The 19683-nt window shown below is 70.5% G+C and carries 16 protein-coding genes; 9 read left to right on the top strand and 7 right to left on the bottom strand.

Annotated features, from left to right (window positions below; translation table 11 throughout):
• Positions 1-32 precede the first annotated feature (32 nt).
• The 3 genes from ABD355_RS12605 to ABD355_RS12615 all read left to right on the top strand — a co-directional run bounded on the left by ABD355_RS12605 (position 33) and on the right by ABD355_RS12615 (position 3769).
• Entirely contained in the window at positions 33-1247 is a 1215-nt protein-coding gene (locus ABD355_RS12605) for an acetyl-CoA C-acetyltransferase (protein ID WP_344400300.1), read from the top strand.
• Between the two features lie 50 nt (positions 1248-1297).
• On the top strand, positions 1298-3472 hold the full coding sequence (locus ABD355_RS12610; protein WP_344400301.1) for a 3-hydroxyacyl-CoA dehydrogenase NAD-binding domain-containing protein: 2175 nt from the start codon (positions 1298-1300) through the stop codon (positions 3470-3472).
• Between the two features lie 102 nt (positions 3473-3574).
• Positions 3575-3769, top strand: coding sequence for a hypothetical protein (locus ABD355_RS12615; RefSeq protein ID WP_344400302.1), 195 nt, complete (start codon positions 3575-3577; stop codon positions 3767-3769).
• On the opposite strand, the gene ABD355_RS12620 is transcribed toward ABD355_RS12615, so the two are convergent.
• Positions 3746-4525, bottom strand: coding sequence for a MerR family transcriptional regulator (locus ABD355_RS12620; RefSeq protein ID WP_344400303.1), 780 nt, complete (start codon positions 4523-4525; stop codon positions 3746-3748). The two genes, ABD355_RS12615 and ABD355_RS12620, sit on opposite strands and share 24 nt — an antisense overlap.
• A gap of 219 nt (positions 4526-4744) precedes the next feature.
• Here ABD355_RS12620 and ABD355_RS12625 point away from each other — a divergent pair, with 219 nt between their 5' ends.
• The 3 genes from ABD355_RS12625 to ABD355_RS12635 are packed head-to-tail and all read left to right on the top strand — an operon-like array spanning position 4745 to position 7652.
• Entirely contained in the window at positions 4745-6211 is a 1467-nt protein-coding gene (locus ABD355_RS12625; protein ID WP_344400304.1) for an amino acid permease, read from the top strand.
• A gap of 42 nt (positions 6212-6253) precedes the next feature.
• Positions 6254-6748, top strand: coding sequence for a macro domain-containing protein (locus ABD355_RS12630; protein ID WP_344400305.1), 495 nt, complete (start codon positions 6254-6256; stop codon positions 6746-6748).
• Positions 6738-7652: a PfkB family carbohydrate kinase gene (locus ABD355_RS12635; protein ID WP_344400306.1), complete on the top strand. Its 915-nt coding sequence runs from the start codon at positions 6738-6740 to the stop codon at positions 7650-7652. Before ABD355_RS12630 ends, ABD355_RS12635 begins: the two co-directional genes overlap by 11 nt.
• Before the next feature lie 25 nt (positions 7653-7677).
• On the opposite strand, the gene ABD355_RS12640 is transcribed toward ABD355_RS12635, so the two are convergent.
• Positions 7678-9186 (bottom strand): M1 family metallopeptidase, encoded by a 1509-nt coding sequence (locus ABD355_RS12640; protein ID WP_344400308.1) that lies wholly within the window; start codon positions 9184-9186, stop codon positions 7678-7680.
• A 196-nt stretch (positions 9187-9382) separates the two neighbouring features.
• Between ABD355_RS12640 and ABD355_RS12645 the strand changes: the two genes are divergently transcribed.
• A complete protein-coding gene (locus ABD355_RS12645) occupies positions 9383-11350 on the top strand; it encodes a Xaa-Pro dipeptidyl-peptidase (protein ID WP_344400309.1) in 1968 nt (655 codons plus the stop codon).
• Positions 11351-11483: 133 nt separating this feature from the next.
• Here ABD355_RS12645 and ABD355_RS12650 read toward each other — a convergent pair whose 3' ends face one another.
• Complete coding sequence (locus ABD355_RS12650; RefSeq protein ID WP_425585746.1) at positions 11484-12392, bottom strand: NAD(P)/FAD-dependent oxidoreductase; 909 nt, start codon at positions 12390-12392, stop codon at positions 11484-11486.
• A 114-nt stretch (positions 12393-12506) separates the two neighbouring features.
• Between ABD355_RS12650 and ABD355_RS12655 the strand changes: the two genes are divergently transcribed.
• Together ABD355_RS12655 and ABD355_RS12660 are read left to right on the top strand one after the other, a co-directional pair.
• Positions 12507-13538 (top strand): oxidoreductase, encoded by a 1032-nt coding sequence (locus ABD355_RS12655; RefSeq protein ID WP_344400311.1) that lies wholly within the window; start codon positions 12507-12509, stop codon positions 13536-13538.
• Positions 13539-13574: 36 nt separating this feature from the next.
• The gene (locus tag ABD355_RS12660; protein ID WP_344400312.1) at positions 13575-15215 is read left to right on the top strand and encodes an ABC-F family ATP-binding cassette domain-containing protein; all 1641 of its coding nucleotides are present in this window, start codon (positions 13575-13577) and stop codon (positions 15213-15215) included.
• Between the two features lie 29 nt (positions 15216-15244).
• Here the strand turns inward: ABD355_RS12660 and ABD355_RS12665 are convergent, their stop codons facing one another.
• The 4 genes from ABD355_RS12665 to ABD355_RS12680 all read right to left on the bottom strand — a co-directional run bounded on the left by ABD355_RS12665 (position 15245) and on the right by ABD355_RS12680 (position 19608).
• Positions 15245-15808 (bottom strand): putative glycolipid-binding domain-containing protein, encoded by a 564-nt coding sequence (locus ABD355_RS12665; RefSeq protein WP_344400313.1) that lies wholly within the window; start codon positions 15806-15808, stop codon positions 15245-15247.
• Positions 15809-15862: 54 nt separating this feature from the next.
• On the bottom strand, positions 15863-18256 hold the full coding sequence (locus ABD355_RS12670; protein ID WP_344400314.1) for a Tex family protein: 2394 nt from the start codon (positions 18254-18256) through the stop codon (positions 15863-15865).
• A 100-nt stretch (positions 18257-18356) separates the two neighbouring features.
• Positions 18357-18488, bottom strand: a complete 132-nt coding sequence (locus tag ABD355_RS12675; RefSeq protein ID WP_344400315.1) for an LPFR motif small protein — start codon at positions 18486-18488, stop codon at positions 18357-18359.
• A 250-nt stretch (positions 18489-18738) separates the two neighbouring features.
• Positions 18739-19608, bottom strand: a complete 870-nt coding sequence (locus ABD355_RS12680) for an SCO6745 family protein (protein WP_344400317.1) — start codon at positions 19606-19608, stop codon at positions 18739-18741.
• Between the last annotated feature and the right edge of the window lie 75 nt (positions 19609-19683).

Consider the following 19683-nt stretch of genomic DNA (forward strand, 5'->3'; position numbering starts at 1 on the left):
CCCGTCCGACCCTCACCCCGAAAGGCCTTCCAGTGAGCACCGAAGCGTACGTGTACGACGCGATCCGCACCCCGCGCGGCCGCAGCAAGGCGAACGGCTCCTTGCACGGCACCAAGCCCATCGACCTGGTCGTCGGGCTCATCCACGAGATCCAGGGCCGCTTTCCCGGCCTGGACCCGGCGGCGATCGACGACATCGTGCTGGGCGTCGTCGGCCCGGTCGGCGACCAGGGCTCCGACATCGCCCGTATCGCCGCCGTCGCCGCGGGCCTCCCGGACACGGTTGCCGGCGTACAGGAGAACCGCTTCTGTGCGTCCGGCCTGGAGGCCGTCAACATGGCCGCCGCCAAGGTCCGTTCGGGCTGGGAGGATCTGGTTCTCGCGGGCGGCGTCGAGTCCATGTCCCGGGTTCCGATGGCCTCCGACGGGGGCGCCTGGTTCAACGACCCGATGACCAACCTCGCCGTCAACTTCGTGCCGCAGGGTATCGGCGCCGATCTGATCGCCACCATCGAGGGATTCTCGCGGCGGGACGTCGACGAGTACGCGGCGCTCTCGCAGGAGCGGGCGGCCACGGCCTGGAAGGAAGGCCGCTTCGACCGCTCCGTCGTCCCGGTGAAGGACCGCAGCGGACTGACGGTCCTCGACCACGACGAGCACCTGCGCCCGGGCACCACCGCCGACTCCCTCGCCAAGCTGAAGCCGTCCTTCGCGGACATCGGTGAGCTGGGCGGCTTCGACGCGGTGGCGCTGCAGAAGTACCACTGGGTCGAGAAGATCGACCACGTGCACCACGCGGGCAACTCCTCCGGCATCGTCGACGGCGCCTCGCTGGTCGCGATCGGCTCGAAGGAGGTGGGCGAGCGGTACGGACTGCGCCCGCGCGCGCGGATCGTCTCCGCCGCCGTCTCCGGCTCCGAGCCGACCATCATGCTCACCGGTCCCGCGCCAGCCACCCGCAAGGCGCTCGCCAAGGCGGGCCTGACCATCGACGACATCGACCTCGTCGAGATCAACGAGGCGTTCGCGGCGGTCGTCCTCCGCTTCGTGAAGGACATGGGCCTGTCCCTGGACAAGGTCAACGTCAACGGCGGCGCGATCGCGCTGGGCCACCCGCTCGGCGCGACCGGCGCGATGATCCTGGGCAGCCTCGTCGACGAACTGGAGCGCCAGGACAAGCGCTACGGCCTCGCGACCCTCTGCGTCGGCGGCGGCATGGGCATCGCCACGATCGTCGAGCGCATCTGAAGACCCGGCGGAACCAAGCCACTTCACAGACTTCAACGGAGACCCCCGTCATGACGCAGAGCACCACCATCCGCTGGGAACAGGACCGCACCGGCGTCGTCACCCTCGTACTCGACGATCCGAACCAGTCCGCGAACACCATGAACCAGGCGTTCCGCGACTCCCTCGCCGTGATCACGGATCGTCTGGAGGCCGAGAAGGACTCCATCCGCGGCATCATCCTCACCTCCGCCAAGAAGACCTTCTTCGCCGGCGGTGACCTGCGCGACCTCATCCGGGTCACCCCCGAGACCGCGCAGGACCTCTTCGACGGCGGCATGGCCATCAAGCGCAACCTGCGCCGCATCGAAACCCTCGGCAAGCCGGTCGTCGCCGCGATCAACGGCGCGGCCCTGGGCGGCGGCTACGAGATCGCGCTCGCCTGCCACCACCGGGTCGCCCTCGACACCTCCGGCACGAAGATCGGCTGCCCGGAGGTCACCCTCGGCCTGCTCCCCGGCGGGGGTGGCGTCGTACGCACCGTACGCCTGCTGGGCATCGCCGACGCCCTGCTGAAGGTGCTGCTGCAGGGCACCCAGTACAACGCCCAGCGCGCCCTGCAGAACGGCCTGATCGACGAAGTGGCCGCCAGTCAGGACGAGTTGCTCGCCAAGGCCCACGCCTTCATCGACGCCAACCCCGAGTCGCAGCAGCCGTGGGACAGGCCCGGCTACCGCATCCCGGGCGGTACCCCCGCCAACCCCAAGTTCGCGGCCAACCTGCCCGCCTTCCCGGCCAGTCTGCGCAAGCAGACGGGCGGCGCGCCCTACCCGGCGCCGCGCAACATCCTCGCCGCGGCCGTCGAGGGCTCCCAGGTCGACTTCGAGACGGCGCAGATCATCGAGGCGCGCTACTTCGTGGAGCTGGCCGCCGGCCAGACGTCCAAGAACATGATCCAGGCCTTCTTCTTCGACCTCCAGGCCGTCAACTCCGGCGCCAACCGCCCCAAGGGCATCGAGTCGCGTCCGGTCCGCAAGGTCGCCGTCCTCGGCGCCGGGATGATGGGCGCGGGCATCGCGTACTCGTGCGCCCGCGCCGGCATCGAGGTGGTCCTGAAGGACGTGTCCCTGGAGGCGGCGGTCAAGGGCAAGGGCTACTCCGAGAAGCTGTGCGCGAAGGCGGTCTCCCGGGGCCGTACGACTCAGGAGAAGGCGGACGCGCTGCTCGCCCGCATCACGCCGACGGCGAACCCGCAGGACGTGGCCGGCTGCGACGCGGTCATCGAGGCCGTGTTCGAGAACCCGGAGCTCAAGCACAAGGTCTTCCAGGAGATCCAGCACATCGTCGAACCGGACGCGCTGCTGTGCTCCAACACCTCGACCCTGCCGATCACCGCGCTCGCCGAGGGAGTGGAGCGCCAGTCGGACTTCATCGGTCTGCACTTCTTCTCGCCCGTCGACAAGATGCCGCTGGTGGAGATCATCAAGGGCGAGCGGACGGGCGAGGAGGCCCTCGCGCGCGCCTTCGACCTGGTCCGCCAGATCAAGAAGACGCCGATCGTCGTCAACGACTCGCGCGGCTTCTTCACCTCCCGGGTGATCGGTCACTTCATCAACGAGGGCGTCGCGATGGTCGGCGAGGGCATCGAGCCCGCGTCCGTCGAGCAGGCGGCGGCCCAGGCGGGATACCCGGCCAAGGTCCTCTCCCTGATGGACGAGCTGACGCTCACGCTGCCGCGGAAGATCCGCAACGAGTCCAAGCGGGCCGTGGAGGAGGCGGGCGGCACCTGGCCCACGCACCCGGCCGAGGCGGTCATCGACCGCATGGTCGACGAGTTCGGGCGCACGGGGCGCAGTGGGGGAGCGGGCTTCTACGACTACGACGAGGCGGGCAAGCGGGCGGGGCTGTGGCCCGGGCTGCGCGAGCACTTCACCAAGCCGGGGCATGAGATTCCGTTCCGGGACATGCAGGAGCGGATGCTCTTCTCCGAGGCGCTCGACACGGTGAAGCTGCTGGAGGAGGGGGTTCTGACGTCGGTGGCCGACGCGAACATCGGGTCCGTCTTCGGGATCGGGTTCCCCGGTTGGACGGGTGGTGTCCTGCAGTACATCAACGGGTACAAGGGCGGACTGCCGGGCTTCGTGGCACGCGCGCGTGAGCTGGCGGACCGCTATGGGGAGCGGTTCACGCCACCTTCGCTGCTGGTGGAGAAGGCGGAGAAGGGGGAGCGATTCGCGGACGCGTGATCCCTTGGCGGCGGAGGGTGTTTCGCCCCCGCCGCCCCTTCCCGTCCCGACCCGGGGGCCGGCCCCCGGACCTCCGCTCCTCAAACGCCGGGGCACCGATCCGTGCCCACCCGGACACTGCGGCCCAGGCCGGACGGCCGGCTGCCGAAGTGGGTGTTCGCGCGTGGCGTGCTGCTGTTGCGCGCCTGCGGCGACTCCGAGACGGCCCTCCCCCTCACCGAGCTGGTGGCGGACGAGGGCAGCGGCTTCCAGACCGGGCAGACGCTCAACGTGTCAGGAGGCCCGGCCTTCCTCTGAGACGCCTCCCTCTGGGACGCCTTCCTCCGGGAGGGCGAGTGAGGCGTCCAGCCACTGGTGGACCTCCTCCTTGAGCGACCGCTGGAAGGTCGTCAGCAGCGCCTGCACCACGATGGGCTGCATATGCGCGGACAGCGACTTCACGTCCTGCTCCGCCCGCTCGGACACCTCGCCCCGGAACAGCTGCGACAGCTCGTGCGCGGCGGCCCGCGAGTGCTCGATCAGCACCCTGCGCGCCGCGAGGATCGCCTCCTCGGACAGCGGTACGTCGAGGAGCTGCACGGCGAGCCGGAGCAGGCCGGAGTCGACGCGGTACGACTCCCCGTCGCGCCGGATCACGTTCATGGCGCACAGCCGCTCGACCTCCTCCGCGGTCAGCGGCCGCCCCGCCCGGCGCCGCAGCTCCGCCGCGCTCACGGTCTCCACGGTGTCCGGCGCCCAGGACGCCACCACGGCCCGGTGCATCGCCAGGTCGTGGTGGCTGAGGCCGGGCGGCAGCTGCGCCATGTACCGCTCGATCGCCGCCAGCGTCATGCCCTGATGCTGCAGCTCCTCGATCAGCGCCAGCCGGGCCACGTGCTGCTGCCCGTAGCGGCCCACCCGGCGCGGACCGATCACCGGCGGCGGCAGCAGTCCCTTGGTGCCGTAGAACCGGACCGTGCGGACCGTGACGCCGGCCCGCGTCGCCAGTTCGTCGATCGTGAGCGTCGGCTCCTCGGTGTCGCTGCCCGGGTCGCTGTCGGTGTCGGTCGTCATGTGCAGCAGTATCGCTGTCACACCAGTACTGCGAAACCCGTTACCAGGGGCCCGTGAGGCCTGTGAGAAGTACCGCTGTGTGATCTACGCCATCGCATGGGCGCCGCCACCTGGGGGAAGGTGCCGCGTTGGTCTGCGTCTTCCACCGAAGAGCGCGACCGAGTACGTCCGGACACCCGAGCGCGACCCGCTCGGGCGCACCAGAGAGTGGAACCACCTGTGAGCAAGGACGCCGTGGACACGGCACAGGCCGCCACCCGGACCGACGTGGCCCAGGCGCCCGCGGACGCGGGAGACGCCGGCTACAGCAAGGACCTCAAGGCCCGCCACGTCAACATGATCGCCATCGGCGGCGCCATCGGCACCGGCCTCTTCCTGGGCGCCGGCGGCCGCCTGCACAACGCGGGCCCGGCCCTCGCGCTCGCCTACCTGGTGTGCGGGATCTTCGCCTTCTTCGTCGTCCGGGCACTGGGCGAACTGGTCCTCTACCGCCCCTCCTCCGGTTCCTTCGTGTCGTACGCGCGCGAGTTCCTCGGTGAGAAGGGGGCGTACGTTGCCGGCTGGATGTACTTCCTGAACTGGTCGACGACCGGAATCGCCGACATCACGGCGATCGCGCTGTACACGCACTACTGGAGCATGTTCACGAGCATCCCGCAGTGGGTGCTCGCCCTAATCGCGCTGGCCGTCGTGCTCGCCGTGAACCTGATCTCGGTGAAGATCTTCGGCGAGATGGAGTTCTGGTTCGCGATCATCAAGGTGGCCACGCTCGTCGGCTTCATGCTGATCGGCATCTTCCTGCTGGCCACCCGGCACGAGGTCGGCGGACACACGCCCGGCCTGTCCGTGATCAACGACCACGGTGGTGTCTTCCCGCACGGCCTGATGCCGGTCGTCCTCGTCATGCAGGGCGTGATCTTCGCCTACGCCGCCCTGGAACTGGTCGGCGTCGCCGCGGGCGAGACCGCCGAGCCGGAGAAGGTCGTCCCGCGCGCCGTGAACTCCATCATGTGGCGGGTGGGCCTCCTCTACGTCGGCTCGGTCGTCCTGCTGGCCCTGCTGCTGCCGGGGTCGGTGTACTCGGCGGACGAGAGCCCCTTCGTCACGGTGCTGTCGAAGATCGGCATCCCGGCGGCGGGCGACGTGATGAACCTGGTGGTCCTGACGGCCGCGATGTCCTCGCTGAACTCGGGCCTGTACTCGACCGGCCGCATCCTGCGCTCGATGGCGACGGCGGGTTCCGCGCCCAGGTTCACGGCGCGCATGAACCGCAGCCAGGTCCCCTACGGCGGCATCCTGCTCACCTGCGCGGTGTGCGTGCTCGGCGTCGGCCTCAACTACCTCATGCCGAGCCAGGCCTTCGAGATCGTGCTGAACGTGGCCTCCCTCGGCATCGTCTCGACCTGGGTGATCATCATGATCTGCCACCTGGTCTTCGTCCGCCGCGCCAAGGCGGGCCTCGTCACCCGCCCCTCCTTCCGCCTCCCCGGCAGCCCGGTCACGGAGATCACCACGATCGCCTTCCTGCTCGCCGTACTCGCCCTGATGTGGAACGACCCCGAGGTCGGCCGCAAGACCCTCCTTCTCATCCCGGTGATCGCCGCCATGCTGGTCGCCGGCTGGTTCGCGGTACGCCGCAGGGTCGTACGAAACGGCGACCAGGAACTGACGGAACTGACGAAGTAGCAGGCCAGGACCACTGTCAGTGGCATCGCCTACGGTGGCGTCATGTCGGAGATCAGCTTTGTCCGGGGTGATGCCACCGTTCCGTCGGTGAAGGGCGTCAAGGTGATCGCCCATGTCTGTAACGACATCGGGGGATGGGGGAAGGGCTTCGTCCTGGCCGTGTCCCGCCGCTGGCCAGAGCCGGAGGCGGCGTACCGCGCCTGGCACCGCGACCGCGCCGCCAACGACTTCGGGCTGGGCGCGGCCCAGTTCGTCCGGGTCGAGCCGTATGTGTGGGTGGCCAACATGGTCGGCCAGCGCGGGACCAGGACGGGCAGCAAGGGCGTCCCGGTGCGCTACGAGGCGATCGACACGGCCCTCGGCGCGCTCGCCGACAAGGCTCTGGACCTGGGCGCCTCCGTTCACATGCCCCGGATAGGCTGCGGTCTGGCCGGTGGTACGTGGTCCCGCATCGAACCGTTGGTCACCGAGCGGCTGGTGAAGCGGGGCGTGCAGGTAACCGTCTACGACCATGGGGAGGCCAGAGTTGAGCCGTGACATCGACGTCCTCGTGCTGGGCGGCGCCGGCGTGGACACCATTGTGTATGTGCCGGAGCTCCCGCTGCCGTACGCCGACAGTTACATGATCGAGCGTGGGATCCGGACCCGTGCCGGGCAGACGGGCGACTTCGTCGCCCTGGGGCTCGCCGCCCTCGGCCTGCGCGTCCATCACCTCGACATGCTCGGTGACGACCCCGAGGGCGACCTCGTCCGCGCCCTGCACCGGGACAACGGCATCGCGCTCACCGCCGTCCCCCACTCCGCCGGCACCAAGCGCGCGGTCAACCTGGTCGGCCCCGACGGCAGACGCCTGTCGCTGTACGACGTGAGCCGCACGCAGGGCGAGGACCGCTTCCCGGAGGACACGGTGCGCGCTCTGGCCGGGGCGAGCCGCCACGCGCACCTCGCCATCACCCAGCCCTGCGCCCACGCCCTGCCGGTGCTGCGCGAGGCCGGCGTGACCGTCTCCACCGACCTGCACGACTGGGACGGCAGGAACACCTACCACGAACCGTTCGCGTACGCGGCGGACGTGGTCTTCCTGTCCGCCGCAGCCCTGACCGACCCCGAGCGGACCATGCGCCGAATCGCGGACCGCGGCCGGGCCCAGGTCGTCGTCGCCACGGCCGGTGCCAAGGGCGCGTACGTCCTGGCCGACGAAGAGCTGACCCACATGCCGCCCGTCGCACCGCCCGCCCCGGTGGTGGACTCCAACGGCGCGGGCGACGCCTTCGCCGCGGCCTTCCTGCACGGCTGGCTGAACCGCGAAACCCCACAGCGCTGCGCTCTGTACGGTGCCATCGCCGGCGCCCACGCCTGCACGATCCCTTCGACGGAGACGGAGGCGATGAGCCGGGACGCACTGCTCGCCCTCGCGGCGGGGACGGAGCCGCGGCCGTAGGGCAGCGGCCCCGCCGTCTCCCGCCCTACCGCTCGCCGTGCCCGTGCCCGTGCACGTCGTTCGTCGCCTCGATCTTCTTCCACGACTTCGGCTGCACGGGAGCCGCCGCCGACTTCGCGATCGACGCGGAACGCGCCGCCGGCGCGGCCGGCTTCGACGGCTGGAACAGCCAGGCGTCGAACAGCGCACCCAACGACTTCCCGGAGACCTTCTCGGCGTAGGCCTGGAAGTCGGCGACGGACGCGTTCCCGTACGCGTGATCCCGTGGCCACCCCTTCAGAATGGCGAAGAACGCGTCGTCGCCGACGGCGTTCCGCAGAGCCTGCACTGCCAGCGCCCCCCGGTCGTAGACAGCGATGTCGAACTGGTTGTCAGGACCGGGGTCTCCCGGCTTGACCGTCCAGAACGCGTCGTCCGCCGGATGCGAGGCGTAGACGTAGTCGGCGAGCTGCTGCGTCGTGCCCTCGCCCTCGTGCTCGGACCACAGCCACTGCGCGTACCGAGCGAAGCCCTCGTTGATCCAGATGTCCTTCCAGCCCTTCAAGGACACACTGTCGCCGTACCACTGGTGCGCCAGCTCGTGCACGACCACCGAGGTGTTGGAGCCGTTCGCGAACTGCTTGGGGCTGTAGTACACGCGGGTCTGCGTCTCCAGCGCATACCCGGTGGTCGTGTTGGGCACGTACCCGCCGGCCGAGCTGAAGGGATACGGCCCGAAGTAGCCGCTCAGCCAGTCCACGAGCTCCCCGGTGCGCTCCACGCTCGCCCGCGCGGCCGCGTCGTTGTCGCCGAGGTCCTTGCTGTAGGCGTTGACGACCGGCACACCGCCCTCGGAGGTGCTGGTCGTGATGTCGAACTTGCCGACCGCCAGCGTGGCCAGATAGGTCGCCTGCGGCTTGTTCTCCCGCCAGTTGTAGCGGGTCCAGCCGAGCTTCGAACTCGTCGACTGCAGCGTGCCGTTGGAGATGGCCTGGGTGCCGTCCGGCACGGCCACCGACACGTCGTAGGTCGCCTTGTCCAGCGGGTGGTCGTTGCTCGGGAACCACCACCAGGCCGCCTCGGGCTCGTCCGCCGCGACCGCCCCGTCCGGCGTGCGGTGCCAGGTGTTGAAGCCGTACGCGCTCTTGGTGGACGGCACTCCGCTGTAGCGGACCACCACGGTGATCGGCGTGTCCTTGGCCAGCGGCGTCTTCGGCGTCACCACCAGCTCGTGCTGTCCCGAGGTCGCGAAGGACGCCTTGACGCCGTTGACCCGCACTTCGCTGACATCCAGCAGGAAGTCCAGGTCGAAGCTCGACAGATCCTGCGTCGTCTTCGCCAGGATCGTCGCCGTGCCCGCCAACTCATCGGTGGCGGGCTGGTATTGGAGCCGCAGGTCGTAGTGGGAGACGTCGTATCCGCCGTTGCCGTAGGCCGGGTAGTAGGGGTCGCCGATGCCCGGTGCGCCGGGGGAGTAGCTCGCGGCCGACGCCGGGATCGCCAGCATCAGCGACGCGGCAGCGAGTGCGCCCGGCGTGATGATTCTGCGGTGCACGAAAGCTCCAAGTCGTAGGAGTACGAGGTCTGTTCGGAGCCTATTCAGTCCCTGTGTCCCCGGGCATGTCCATGGCCCCACGTGTCACACGATCGCCATTCGGCCGACATGAGCAGCCGCCCCCACGGCCTCAGGGACCTCACAGGCGTCCGATTGCACTCTTCTGTACGGGAGTTGACCGTTGTACCGTCCGCGCATGCCCATACGCATGCGCTTCACGACCTGGAGACCGCTCGCAGCGGCGGCCGTCGCCGCCCTCATGGCAGCGTTCCTCACCCCCGCGGCGGCTCACAGTGCCCCGCAGGAGAGCCGCCCCGTCTACTCCTACGACAACGCCATCCGGGAGGCCGTATGGGTGGACACCGGACTCGACGGGGACGGCGACGGCAAGGCCGACCGGGTCGCCGTCGACATCGTCCGCCCCCGCGAACCCGCCCAGCAGGGCCGCAAGGTTCCGGTCATCATGGACGCCAGCCCCTACTACTCCTGCTGCGGCCGCGGCAACGAGAGCCAGAAGAAGACGTACGACGCGAGCGGCAATGTCGTCCAGATGCCGCTCTTCTACGACAACTACTTCGTGCCCCGCGGCTACGCCTTCGTCGGCGTCGACCTCGCCGGCACCAACCGCTCCGACGGCTGCGTCGACGTCGGCGGCCGCAGCGACATCCAGTCCGCGAAGGCGGTCGTCGACTGGCTGAACGGCAGGGCCAAGGCGTACACGACCCGCACCGGTACCACCACCGCGAAGGCGACCTGGACCAACGGGAAGACCGGCATGATCGGCAAGAGCTGGGACGGCACGATCGCCTACGGCGTCGCCGCCACCGGCGTCAAGGGACTCAAGACCATCGTCCCGATCAGCGCCATCTCCTCCTGGTACGACTACTACTTCGCCAAGGGCGCCCCGCTCTACGACTCCGGCCCCGACTGGCTCTCGAACTATGTCGACAGCCCTGACGCCCAGGCCAAGTGCGCCGCCGTCCAGCAGAAGATCGCCGACGGGGCGCCGCGCACCGGCGACTGGACCCCGTTCTGGACCGAACGCGACTACGTCAGGAACGCGAGCAGGGTGCGGGCCAGCGTCTTCCTCGTGCACGGCATGCAGGACCTCAACGTCCGCACCAAGAACTTCGGCCAGTGGTGGGACGCCCTCGCCAAGAACGGCGTCGAGCGCAAGATCTGGCTCTCCCAGACCGGTCACGTCGACCCCTTCGACTTCCGCCGCGCCGCCTGGGTCGACACCCTGCACCGCTGGTTCGACCACGAGCTCCTCGGCTACGACAACGGCATCGACCGCGAGCCGATGGCCGACATCGAGCGCCACCCCGACCAGTGGGTGACCTCGCAGTCCTGGCCCCCGAGCGGCACCCGCACCACGACCCTGCGCCCCGACCAGGGCACCAGGGCGGGCGTCGGCACCCTCGGCCTCACCAAGGGCGACGGCACCGAGACCTTCACCGACAACCCGCAGCTGAGCGAGACCGACTGGGCCGCGAAGATCGACACGTCGACCCCCGACAAGGCCGGCTTCGTCACCAAGCCCCTCACCCACGACCTGCGCCTGTCCGGCTCCTCCAAGGTCACCGTCACCGCGACCCCGACCACGAAGACGGCCCACCTCTCCGCCGTCCTCGTGGACCTCGGCCCGGACACCATCCGTGACTACGCCGACTCCGCCGAGGGCATCACCACCCTCACCGACCACACCTGCTGGGGTGCGAGCACGGCGGGCGACAGCGCCTGCTTCAAGGCCACCGAGGCCAAGAAGACCGCCGTCGACTACACGGTGTTCAGCCGCGGCTGGGCCGACCTCGGCAACTACGCCTCCGACCGCAAGGGCGTCCCGCTCACCCCGGGCAAGGCGTACACCATCACCCTGGACCTCGCGGCCACCGACCACGTCGTCCCGGCCGGCCACCGCCTCGCCCTGATCGTCGCCGGTACCGACAAGGACCTGATCGACCCCCCGACCGACAAGCCGACCCTCACCCTGGACCTGACCCACACCTCGGCCAACGTCCCGCTGGTCGGTGGCGCGGCGGCCTTCGCCCGCGCCACCTCCGGCAAGACGGCAACCGCACCTGCGGCCACGCCGCTCAAGGGCGTGGGCGATCCGAGCACCGCGCACCGCGTCCCCGGAGACGGTTGGCCACCCATCGGCTGACCAGAGCGCTCCGGGCTCCTGCAGGTCTTCAGGGGCGCGGGGCTGTGTCAATATGCGGCTCCGCCGCGTGGGCGCGACCAGCCACGACGGCGCAGGCGACAAACGACCCATCGCGGCACAGCCGGCGGAGCGCTCAGGCGGCCGGGCAAGCCAGCCCGGCCGCCTCCTCCGCACATCCCCAGGCCACGGTCACCCCGGCCCCGCCATGCCCGTAGTTGTGCACCAACACCCGCCCACCGGGCAGAACTTCACGCTCCAGCCGCGCAGCGAACCGCGCGGGCCGCAGCCCAACCCGATGCTCCAGAACCCGCGCCCCCGCGATCTCGGGCCGCAAAGCGGCACACCGCCGTACGATCGCCGAGGCCACCTCCGGATCAGGCTCCAGCGACCAGGCGTCCTCATCCGCCGTGCCGCCCAGCAATAGCCGCCCGGGCTGCGGAAAGAAATACGCCATCTCCCCGTCCACGCCGGTGGAAGTGAGCCACGTCCGGATGCCCGGGTTCTCCACCACCACCAACTGCCCGCGCACGGGCCGCACGGACGCATCCGGCACGAGCGAACGCGCCCCCAGCCCGGTGCAGTTGACGAGCACCGGTGCGTCCGCCTCGGCGAAGTCGGCGACGGTACGCTCCTCGACCACCCCACCCGCCCTCACCAACCGCTCCCGCAGCCATGGCAGATGAGTCGACATGTCGATGAGCGGCAGCCGCGCCCACAGCCCCCTCTCGGCGTACTCCTCGGCCGTCGAGGCCCGCAGCCCGGGCACGCGGGCGGCCGCCCACGCCTGGGCCCGGTCGAGATCCGCCTCGCCCAGTACTCCTTCGACCATGCGTACGCCGGTCGCCCCGGGCCGGGTCGCCAACTCCTCGTACACATCGAGCGATCGCAGTGCCCAGGCGCGCGCCCGCGCGACCGGCTCGATCCGGTACGGCCACCACAGCGCGCCCGCAACCGCCGAGGTGGTCGCCGCCACGGGATCCCGCGCCCACACCCGCACCCGTACGCCGCGCTCGGCGAGGACGACGGCCGTCGTCAGCCCCATGACCACGGCGCCCACCACGATGACATCGTTGTTCCGCACGCTCTCCACGCGAGGACGCTAGCGGAATGTGTCATGCCGTGCTCAGACAGCTCCCACTGCGGGAATACTCACAGCATGTCTGCCGAATACGCGACCTTCGGCCTGGCACCGGCGATGCGTGCCGGTGGAGTCCTCGCCAACGGTGACTACCAAGTGCACCGGGACTTCGTGGACTTCATCGTCGACGGACGTCCGCTGCTGTTCCAGCTCTCCGACCTCGACGCCGTCTCCCCGCTCGCCTCCGACATCCCACCCGCGATCTTCACCGAGCACGTCCGCAGCCTCCTCCTGGAGGCGGACCCACCGCTTCCGGACGGCCGTTACGTCATCTACGGCTGCCCCGAGTGCGCCGACCTGGCCTGCGGCGCGGTGACCGCGATCATCGAACGGGGAGGCCAAGAAGGGGAGGACTACATCTGGCGGGACTTCGCCTGGCAGACCGACGAACACGCCGACCTCGAACTCAACGGCTACCACGGCATCGGACCCTTCCGCTTCCAGGGCGCCGAGTACCGCGAGGCGCTCGCCGCCCTCCTCGACGGCGAGTCCCCGGGCACCCGCCGCCGGGTCCTGCTCATCGGCGCCCGCGTCGCCCTGCTCGCCAAGCTCGCCGCCGCGCTGCGCACCATCGGCATCGGCGCCGACATCGCCCACGACGCCGACGGTGTCCCCGCCGACGAACTGCGCGCCTACGGCGCCGTCGCCTTCGGCCGTGCCGTCACCCAGGAGGAACGCACCGCCGTACGCCGCTCCTTCGAGCAGGCGGGCGTCGACGTGGTGTACGTCGAGGGCCTCGCCCCGATCGTGCCGCTCCTCGTCGCCCAGATCGAACACGCCCTGGACCGCAGCCCGGCGCAGCAGCGCCGTCTGACCCGCCTGGTGGCGGCCGACGGCGAGGCGGGCGTCGAGATCACCTCATCCTGCCGGGTCCGCCTCACCGCGTACCGTCTCGACCGCCTCTACCGCACCCACACCCACGAGGTCTTCGACGGCGTCCTCGAACCGGGCCGCCACCGCATCGCCCTGGACGCCAAGGCGGTGAAGGGGGAGTCGTTCGTGGTGGCACGGACGGCGGGGAGCGTGCTGGTGGAGGCGATGGCGCGCTGAGGACGGGGCGGTACGGCGGCTAAAATCGGCGCCCTGATGACTGCCACCCTCGTCGCCAAGAACCTCGCCGCCGGCCACGGCGACCGCTCCCTCTTCTCCGGGCTCGACCTCGTCGTCGCGCCCGGAGACGTGATCGGACTGGTCGGCGCCAACGGCGCGGGCAAGTCCACCCTGCTCAGGATGCTCGCGGGGCTGCTCGCCCCGGAACAGGGCGAGCTCCGGCTCTCCCCGCCGACCGCGACCGTCGGCCACCTCCCGCAGGAGCCGGAGCGGCGCCCCGGCGAGACCGTCCGGGAGTTCCTCGCCCGCCGCACCGGTGTCGCCGAGGCGCAGCGTGTGATGGACGAGGCCACGCAGGCCCTGGTCGACGGTGCACCCGGCGCCGACGACGCGTACGCGACCAGTCTGGAGCGCTGGCTCGACCTGGGCGGCGCCGACCTGGACGAGCGGGCCGAGGAGGTCGCCGACTCCCTGGGCCTGGCCGTGGACCTGGACCAGCCGATGACGTCCCTGTCCGGCGGCCAGGCGGCACGCGCCGGACTCGCCTCCCTGCTCCTGTCCCGCTACGACGTCTTCCTCCTCGACGAGCCGACCAACGACCTCGACCTGGACGGCCTGGAGCGCCTGGAACGGTTCGTGAAGAGCCTGCGCGCAGGCACCGTCGTCGTCAGCCACGACCGCGAGTTCCTCACCCGCACCGTCACCAAGGTCCTCGAACTCGACCTCGCCCAGCGGCAGATCAACCTCTACGGCGGCGGCTACGAGGCCTACCTGGAGGAGCGGGACGTCGCCCGCCGGCACGCCCGCGAGGGCTACGAGGAGTACGCCGACAAGCGCGCCGCCCTCCAGGACCGGGCCCAGATGCAGCGCTCCTGGATGGACAAGGGCGTCAAGAACGCCCGCCGCAAGGCGAGCAACGACAACGACAAGATCGGTCGCAAGTTCCGCAGCGAGGCCAGTGAGAAGCAGGCCGCGAAGGCCCGGCAGACCCAGCGGATGATCGAGCGGCTCGACGTGGTCGAGGAGCCCCGCAAGGAGTGGGAGTTGCGCATGGAGATCGCGTCGGCCCCGCGCTCGGGCGCCGTCGTGGCCACGCTGCGGGAGGCGGAGGTACGGCGCGGCGACTTCACCTTCGGCCCGGTGTCCCTGCAGATCGACTGGGCGGACCGGGTGGCGGTGACCGGGGCGAACGGCGCCGGCAAGTCGACCCTGCTGGGCGCGCTGCTCGGCCGGATCCCCCTCGACGCGGGCCATGCGAGCCTCGGCTCCGGCGTCCTGGTCGGCGAGGTCGACCAGGCCCGCAAGCTGTTCCACGGCCCGGAGGCCCTGCTGGACGCCTTCTGCGCCGCCGTACCGGACACCGAGCCGGTCGAAGTGCGCACCCTGCTGGCCAAGTTCGGCCTGAAGTCCGACCACGTCCTGCGCCCGGCGGCGACCCTCTCCCCGGGCGAACGCACACGCGCCGCCCTGGCGCTGCTGCAGGGCCGAGGCGTCAACCTGCTCGTCCTCGACGAGCCGACCAACCACCTCGACCTGCCGGCCATCGAACAGCTGGAGTCGGCCCTCGACGCGTACGAGGGCACCCTCCTGCTGGTCACCCACGACCGCCGCATGCTGGACGCGGTCCACGTGAACCGGCGGCTGGAGGTGGCGGACGGCAAGGTCACGGAGCGCTAGCGCCGACTGCGGCAGAGCCGCAAAGGGACTCAGCGCAGGAGCGTCGCCAGCCCGGGATAGTCGACGACGCAGCCGTGCGCGTCGAACTCCAGGTCACTGCGGAACTCGCCGGACGTGAACCGGACATGGCCGCCGCCGTCGGTGCGCCCGAGGTGGGTGTAGGTCTGCCGCGACGGCCGTACCACCAGTCCCGGCACCGACACCCACGCCATCAGGAACTCCCGCTCGCCGGGCGCCCGATGAAGGTCGTGCCGCAGCACCGGCATGGTGTTGGTGAGCGGGCACAGTCCCAGATCGCAGTCGAGCGCCCCCTCGACACCGGGCACCGGTTCGCCGTCCGCGGTCCACCGCCCGCCGTCGTCACGCCGAAGATCGAGAGTGCGGGTACTGCTCTCGGTCTCCGCGGTGACAGCCAGCCGCCGGGTCACGAACCCTGCACCGGTCTCGAGCTCGTACGAGATCCAATACGGCTCGGGAACGGCCCCGACGGCTCGCCCGCGGGCCCGTAGCGAGCCGTCGCCGAACTCGACCCAGGCGGTCTCGTACCCCCGGCTCTCCAGCACTTCCCAGGTGACGGCGTGCGATGTGACCATGCCGTCACCTTAGGTCTGAAGGGCGCGAAGCGCCCCTCACCACCCCCCGTCAGCTCACCGCTTACCCTTCGGATCAAGCAACCCGGCCCGGCGCAGAGCATCTGCCATCGCACTGTTGGCAGGCGCAGCCGCCTGGCGCGAACCGCCGCCCTGTGCACCCCGGCCGCCGCCCTGGCGCTGCTGCTGCCGCTGCTGAGGCGGACGCGCACCCCGCTGCCGGCGGTCGCCGCTGCCGTCTCCCTGCGGCGCGGCCTCGTCGTCGAGGCGCAGCGTCAGCGAGATCCGCTTGCGCGGAATGTCGACGTCCAGCACCTTCACCTTGACGATGTCCCCGGGCTTCACCACGTCCCGCGGGTCCTTGACGAACGTCTTCGACAACGCGGAGACATGCGCCAGACCGTCCTGGTGGACACCGATGTCGATGAACGCACCGAAGGCCGCCACATTCGTGACCACGCCCTCCAGGACCATCCCGGAGGCCAGGTCGGAGATCTTCTCGACGCCCTCCTTGAAGGTGGCCGTCTTGAAGGCGGGCCGCGGGTCGCGCCCGGGCTTCTCCAGCTCCTTGAGGATGTCGGTGACGGTCGGCAGACCGAAGGTCTCGTCCACGAACTCACCCGGCTTCAGCGAGCGCAGCACGCTCGTGTTGCCGATGAGCGACGCCACCTCCTGCCCGGACGTCTTCACCATGCGCCGGACGACCGGGTACGCCTCAGGGTGCACGCTGGAGGCGTCCAGCGGGTCGTCGCCGCCGCGGATCCGCAGGAAGCCCGCGCACTGCTCGTACGCCTTCGGACCGAGCCGCGCCACGCTCTTCAGCTGGGTGCGGGATTTGAAGGGCCCGTTGGCGTCGCGGTGCGCCACGATGTTCTCGGCCAGCCCGGAGGTGATGCCGGAGACCCGGGCGAGCAGCGGGGCCGAGGCCGTGTTGACGTCCACGCCGACACCGTTCACACAGTCCTCGACCACCGCGTCCAGCGAGCGCGACAGCTTCATCTCGGACAGGTCGTGCTGGTACTGGCCGACGCCGATCGACTTGGGGTCGATCTTGACCAGCTCGGCCAGCGGGTCCTGGAGGCGGCGCGCGATGGAGACGGCGCCGCGCAGCGACACGTCCATGTCGGGCAGCTCCTGCGAGGCGAACGCGGACGCCGAGTACACGGACGCGCCCGCCTCGGACACCATCACCTTGGTGAGGTTCAACTCGGGGTGCTTGGTGATGAGTTCACCGGCGAGCTTGTCGGTCTCGCGCGATGCCGTGCCGTTGCCGATCGCGATCAGCTCGACCGCGTGTTCCTTCGCGAGGCGGGCCAGCTTGGCGAGCGCCTCGTCCCACTTGTTCGCCGGAACGTGCGGGTAGATGACGTCCGTGGCCACCACCTTGCCGGTGGCGTCGATGACGGCGACCTTCACACCCGTACGGAAACCGGGGTCCAGGCCCAGGGTCGCGCGCGTGCCGGCCGGGGCGGCGAGCAGCAGGTCGCGCAGGTTCGCGGCGAACACCTGGACGGCCTCGTCCTCGGCGGCCGTGCGCAGCCTGAGGCGCAGGTCGATGCCGAGGTGCACCAGGATGCGGGTGCGCCAGGCCCAACGGACGGTGTCCCTCAGCCACTTGTCGGCGGGACGGCCGCGGTCGGCGATCTGGAACTTCGCGGCCACGATGCCCTCGTAGGACGAGGGGCCGTCGGTGGGCTCCTCCGGCTCCAGGACGAGGTCGAGGACCTCCTCCTTCTCGCCGCGCAGCATGGCGAGAATGCGGTGCGAGGGCAGTTCGGTGAACGGCTCGGCGAAGTCGAAGTAGTCGGCGAACTTGGCGCCCGCTTCCTCCTTGCCCTCCCGCACCTTGGCGGCCAGCCGCCCGCGCACCCACATGCGCTCGCGCAGCTCGCCGATCAGGTCGGCGTCCTCGGAGAACCGCTCGGTGAGGATCGCGCGGGCGCCGTCCAGGGCGGCCTGCGGGTCGGCGACTCCCTTGTCCGCGTCCACGAACGCGGCCGCCGCGGCGAGCGGCTCGACCGTCGGATCGCCGAGCAGGCCGTCGGCGAGCGGTTCGAGCCCGGCCTCGCGCGCGATCTGCGCCTTGGTGCGGCGCTTGGGCTTGTACGGCAGGTAGATGTCCTCGAGCCGCGCCTTGGTCTCGGCGCCGCGGATCTGTGCCTCCAGCTCCGCGGTCAGCTTGCCCTGCTCGCGCACCGACTCCAGGATCGCGGTCCGCCGCTCCTCCAGCTCCCGCAGATAGCGCAGCCGCTCCTCGATCGTGCGCAGCTGCGCATCGTCGAGCATCTCGGTCGCTTCCTTGCGGTAGCGGGCGATGAAGGGCACCGTCGAACCGCCGTCGAGCAGCTCCACGGCAGCCCTGACCTGCCGCTCCCGGACGCCGAGCTCCTCGGCGATCCTGCCTTCGATGGACCCTACGTTGGTGGACCCGCTGGACCCGGGTGTCGTCACGATCCCGTACCGCCTTCTCACTGAGGTTGCGCCGCAATTGTGGCAGGCGGCACCGACAGTCGGGGATCAGGGCGACAACCGGCGAGGCGGGACGGCGGAATCAGGCCCCGTGGCCCCGCGCGGAACTGGAGGCTCCGCCGAAGAGCCGGGCCACCGCCCGGAAGGGCAGGGTGACGACGGTGGCGATCGCTCCGCCGATCTGTCGCAGCACGTCTGCAATGGCGCGGAACACGAAATTCCCCTCTCTGTTCCCGGTTTCCATCCGACCGAGGCGGCCGGGCGAGGTCCGGGTACCCGGGTTTCGCCAGTGCTTGCCGATCAGATCCGCGGCTCTGGGGCGTGTGTGGTCCGTGGGAGTTCTGTGCCGGCGTTCGTGGGCCGGGCGGCGCCCTCGGGGCCTCGGTTCTTCGTTGGTGCTTGCCGATGAGATCGGCGGGGTGGAGTCTGCCGACCGGGCGGCGCCCTCCGGGCCCGGTCTCTCGTCAGCCCTTGCCGATCAGATCCGCCGGGTAGGCGCCGGCGGCGAGGGCGGCCCGTGCGAACCCCGCTCCCAGCTCCGTCAGACGTGCGACGCCCTCCGCTCCCAGGTGCTCGTACGGCGCCCGGTCCAGGCGGTCCGTCTCCGCCTCGATGTGCGCCCGCAGCGCCGCGCCCCGCTCCGTCAGCTCGTCCGACTCGTCCAGCAGCCCGCGCTCGCGCAGCCGCTCGCAGGCCGCGTCCCAGTCCTCCTGCTTCCAGCCGCGGCTGCCGAAGACCCACTTCGGTGTCATGCCCTTGCCGGTCGCGGTGTGCGTCACCACGGCCTCCAGACCGTCCAGCTCCGCGGACATCAGCACGGCGAGATGCCCGTCGCCCCGGTGCTCGCGCAGCAGCGTGGTGGCGTGGAAGTACGCCAGATGCGGCGTCTCGGGCACCGGCAGATCGGCATACGCCGAGTACAGCGGCCGGGCAGCGCGTGAACAGGCCTCGGCGGCCCGCAGCGCCAGCCGCGCCGCCTGAGCCATCTCCTCGGACGCCACGGTGTCCTCGCCCAGCAGACGCCGCAGGGTCGCATCGACGGCACGCGCGCGTGCGGCCAGGACCTGGGCGGGCGCGGCGCTCTCCCACACGGCGGGCACGTAACGGGCCACGAGCTCGTACTTGTAGTTGTAGAACGTCGCTGCCACCGTGCCCGGTCCGACCGGCCCCAGCGCGGCCGCCCGGGCTGCCAAATTGACGGCCCTTGGGTGGGTGATGCCGAGAGCGCCCAGTTCCCTGCCCAGGTCGGGCGAGAAGTAGTACGTCGCGTGCAGGGAGTTGAGCGCGTTGTGGCAGCGACGACCGGCGTGCGGATCGATGGCGGCAGTAGTCATGCCCGGCAGGTTACCGACTGGTCGGTACGTACTCCAGTGCCCCACACCGGATGGCAGGAAAGGTGGGGAACTCGT

Source organism: Streptomyces longisporus (assembly GCF_039532765.1).
GTDB lineage: Bacteria > Actinomycetota > Actinomycetes > Streptomycetales > Streptomycetaceae > Streptomyces > Streptomyces longisporus.